5 protein-coding genes are annotated in these 2,738 nt (G+C 79.1%); 4 read left to right on the forward strand and 1 reads right to left on the reverse strand.

Annotated features, from left to right (window positions below):
• The first annotated feature begins 152 nt into the window (after positions 1-152).
• Positions 153-461, forward strand: coding sequence for a hypothetical protein (locus A6V29_RS08615; protein WP_137159917.1), 309 nt, complete (start codon positions 153-155; stop codon positions 459-461).
• 16 nt (positions 462-477) lie between these two features.
• On the opposite strand, the gene A6V29_RS08620 is transcribed toward A6V29_RS08615, so the two are convergent.
• Positions 478-1,266, reverse strand: a complete 789-nt coding sequence (locus A6V29_RS08620) for a Fic family protein (RefSeq protein ID WP_137159918.1) — start codon at positions 1,264-1,266, stop codon at positions 478-480.
• Between the two features lie 62 nt (positions 1,267-1,328).
• Between A6V29_RS08620 and A6V29_RS08625 the strand changes: the two genes are divergently transcribed.
• From A6V29_RS08625 to A6V29_RS21900, 3 genes are read left to right on the forward strand one after another with little or no spacing between them, the layout of a single operon-like run.
• Positions 1,329-1,880, forward strand: a complete 552-nt coding sequence (locus A6V29_RS08625; protein ID WP_137159919.1) for a histidine phosphatase family protein — start codon at positions 1,329-1,331, stop codon at positions 1,878-1,880.
• On the forward strand, positions 1,877-2,458 hold the full coding sequence (locus tag A6V29_RS08630; RefSeq protein ID WP_283956344.1) for an adenosylcobinamide-GDP ribazoletransferase: 582 nt from the start codon (positions 1,877-1,879) through the stop codon (positions 2,456-2,458). Before A6V29_RS08625 ends, A6V29_RS08630 begins: the two co-directional genes overlap by 4 nt.
• Positions 2,401-2,637 carry an adenosylcobinamide-GDP ribazoletransferase gene (locus A6V29_RS21900; protein WP_283956345.1) on the forward strand — a complete coding sequence of 79 codons (237 nt, stop codon included), beginning with the start codon at positions 2,401-2,403 and terminating at the stop codon, positions 2,635-2,637. Before A6V29_RS08630 ends, A6V29_RS21900 begins: the two co-directional genes overlap by 58 nt.
• Positions 2,638-2,738 lie beyond the last annotated feature (101 nt).

Consider the following 2,738-nt stretch of genomic DNA (forward strand, 5'->3'; position numbering starts at 1 on the left):
GGCCGGCCTGGTACGCGCGGCACCGCACCGCGCGCTCGGCCGCGGCCGGCGCCCCCGGCCCGCTCTCGGGACGACGCCGGCGCCGCGGCGCCTGACCCGCTCGTCCGGCGGGGCTCCGGACCCTGAGCGGCCGCGTCGGTCATCCTGCGGTCGTGCTGACCGCCGTCCTCGCCTGGCTCGCGGTGCTGGCCGTCTGCGTGGCGGCGGTCCTGGTCGGCCAGACCGTGCGCACCACGCCGCGTCGCCGGCCGCGCGGTCCGGCCGAGCGGCTCGGCCTGTTCCTCTCGCTGTCCGGCCCGTGGCTGTCGGTGCTGGGCGCGCTCGGCTACGGCGCGGGCACCGGGGCCTGGGTGGCGGCCGCGGCGGCCGGTGCCATCGCGGTGACCACCGTCGCCGTCACCGGACTGGTCCTCGCGGCGCCGGCCCCGTCCGGAGGCTCGCCCCGAGCTGGCGAGGGGTGAGAGGGACGGGGTGTTCTCAGCCGCGCAGCAGGCTCTCGCAGACGGCCAGGCCCTCCAGGGCCCCGTGCTCGGTGGCGCGGCAGCAGTGCACCAGCCAGCGGGCGACGCCGTCGGGCTCGCCCGAGGCGTAGGCGGCGAGCGCCTCGGCGTAGGCCTCGCGGCCCAGCTGGGCGAAGCCCACCTCCGGCGCCGAGACCGCCTTCGGGTCCAGCCCGCGGGCGATCCCGGTGAGCCGTCCGGCGGCCCGCGCGACCAGGCCGTCGGCGACCCCGAACGGCGCGAGCGCGGCCAGCTCGCCGTGGACGAGCGCGGCGACCAGGACCGCGGGCGCCGTCGTCGTGCCGGTGACCAGGGAGAACAGGCCCGACAGGCGCGGTCCCGCCTGGGCCGCGGGCCGGCCGAGCGCGGCCCGGTCGGCCAGGTCGGCCGCGGCCAGCACGTGCAGCCGCGCCAGCACCTGCCCGGGCGCCTTCTGCCAGGTCTCCACCATGGCGCCCAGGCCCGCCGAGACCCGGAGCGCGCCCTGCACGACCGGGTCGTCGGACCCGCCCGCCCGGAGCTCGGCCAGCGGCACGTCGACACCCTCGAGCGCGGCCGAGGCGCGGGCACCGCGCAGCGCGGACTCGATGCTGACCCCGGCGGACTCGCGGCGCAGCACCCGGTGCCCCAGCAGCCGGTCGACGCCCGCGCGAGCGGCGTCGGCGGCGTCACGGACGCCGGGCAGGTCGAGCAGCGGGGCCAGCGGGTCGGGCGCGCCGGAGCGGGCAGCGGGACGGGCGGCGCCGGGGCGGACGGGAATGCTCACGACGACGACGGTACGAGGCGCGCGGGCGTGACCGTCGGCACCCTGGTTACGCTCCGTGCACCATGCCCCGTCCGCTGACCCTCCTGCTCGTCCGCCACGGGCAGAGCGAGTGGAACGCCGCCGGCCTGATGCAGGGACAGACCGCGCACGTGCCGCTCACCGCGCTGGGCCGCACGCAGGCGGAGGCGGCGGCCGACGAGCTCGCCCGGCTCGCCCCCGGCGCGCTGTTCACCAGCGATCTGCTGCGCGCGGTGCAGACCGCCGAGGCCTGCGCCCGGGCGACGGGGCTCCCGGCGGTCCCGACCTCCGCCCTCCGCGAGCAGGGCTACGGCGTCCTCGAGGGGCGTCCCTCGCACGAACTGTGGGACGTCGTCGACTGGACCGACGCCCACTGGTCGGCCGAGGGCGGCGAGAGCCTCGCCGAGCTGCACGGCAGGGTGCGGTCCTACCTCGTCGACCTCTGCGCGGAGCCGCCCGCCGAGGTCATCGCGCTGGTCACGCACGGTGACACGATCCGGGCGATCCAGGCCGTCGTCGCCGGGCTGGGCCCGGACGCGCTGCCCTCGATCACCCCACCGAACGGCAGCGTGACCCGCGTGGAGTTCTGCCCGTGAGATTCGCCGGGCCGCTGGGCTCGGTGGCCCTGCTCACCGCCGTGCCGGTGCCGGCCCGCGCGGCGGGGGCCACGCACGGCGTCCTGCCGTGGGCCCCGCTCGTCGGGCTGGCGCTGGGGGCAGTGGCCGCCGGGGTGGCCGCCGCGGGTGCGGAGGTCGTCTCCCCGCTCGTCGGCGCGGTGCTCGCCGTCGTCGTCCTGGCGCTGCTGACCCGCGGCCTGCACCTGGACGGCCTGGCCGACACCGCCGACGGGCTCGGTCCGCTGCGCGACCGGGAGCGGGCGCTGCAGGTCATGCACCGCGGCGACGTGGGCCCCTTCGGTGTCGCCGCCCTGGTGCTCGTGCTGCTCTTGCAGGTCGCCTGCCTGGCCACGCTGCTGGCCGGCGACGGGGGCTGGCTCGCGCTCGCGGCCGCGGTGCTCGCGGCCCGCGTGGCCATGAGCCGCACCGGCCTGCCGGGCGTGCCCGTCGCCGAGGGCTCGTCCCTGGGGCGCACCGTCGCCGGCACCGTCTCGGTCGGGTGGTTCACCGGCGTCGCGCTGCTCGCGCTGGCGGCGCCGCCGCGGGTGCCTGGCTGATCCGCGGGCCGGGTCACGCCGGCGTCGTCGTCGGGGCGATGGCCGCCGGCTGGCTCGGCGCGGAGCTGCTGCACCGCCGCGCGCGCACCCGGCTGGGCGGCACCACCGGTGACGTCATGGGTGCGATGGGAGAGACGACGACGGCGGCCACCCTGCTGGTGGCCGCCGCCCTCTGGTAGTCCGTCGCCTCTATAGGCCGTCGCCGGTCAGCGCCGCCGCAGCAGCCCGCCGACCAGCTGGCCCAGTCCGCCGGCTGCCGGTGCCGCGGCGCGGCCGCGAC

Source organism: Blastococcus sp. CCUG 61487 (assembly GCF_005222955.1).
GTDB lineage: Bacteria > Actinomycetota > Actinomycetes > Mycobacteriales > Geodermatophilaceae > Blastococcus.